The organism is Blautia aquisgranensis, from assembly GCF_040096615.1.
Classification (GTDB): Bacteria; Bacillota; Clostridia; order Lachnospirales; family Lachnospiraceae; genus Blautia_A; species Blautia_A aquisgranensis.
On record NZ_JBBMEJ010000048.1, the window covers coordinates 1 to 853 of the forward strand.

The 853-nt window shown below is 44.5% G+C and carries 1 rRNA gene; it reads left to right on the top strand.

The features are described 5' to 3' along the window. Positions 1 to 629: 629 nt before the first annotated feature. A 23S ribosomal RNA gene (locus WMO28_RS16770) occupies positions 630 to 853 on the top strand; the annotation flags it as partial.

Consider the following 853-nt stretch of genomic DNA (forward strand, 5'->3'; position numbering starts at 1 on the left):
CGAACACGACGGTTAAGACCTAAGCGGCCGATGGTACTGCACTGGAGACGGTGTGGGAGAGCAGGTGGCTGCCAGATTAAAAGAAAGAAACAGGCGAAGCTGCCTGATAAAAATAGAACGGGCACTGGAAAGTGAGCTCTGTCGGGAACAGAGTGGAACCAGAAGATTTTCGATAAGTCCGGTGCTAACCCTAAATCAGTCGGGAAGGACTGTTATAATAGCTGGTTTTTACCAGTGATCAGAGTTTATAAGAAAAACTTATAGATTCTGATGGCTGATAAAACATCAGTCAGCATTGTACCTTGAAAACTGCATACATGAAGATTTGATTAAGTTAATCAAATATCCTTAAACGCAAAGTATTAAGAAATTAATGCAAACGCAAAGATAGGAAGACATCGATTTATCTGTTATAAACAGAGTAATCAAACACATATAGTTATGTACGTAAGTGCAGCTTCATGGATCTGCGATCCATTCAGCCGCGACTGCGTCGCATATACGATCAAATTTAAAAAGCCTTATGGAAGCGAGCTTTCAACAGCTTTTCAGATTGGATCGTGCACTTACTAACGTAACGCGAGAATCAAGAGAGACCGCATCACCTACGCTAGGGTGATGAAGCGAAAGGTCAAGCAATAAGGGCACAGGGCGGATGCCTTGGCACTAAGAGCCGATGAAAGACGTGATAAGCTGCGAAAAGCTTCGGGGAGGAGCAAATATCCCGTGATCCGGAGATGTCTGAATGGGGAAACCCGCATGAGCAGACCTCATGCATCCATACGCCAATCCATAACGTATGGAGGGGAACCCGGGGAACTGAAACATCTAAGTACCCGGAGGAAAAGAAAGA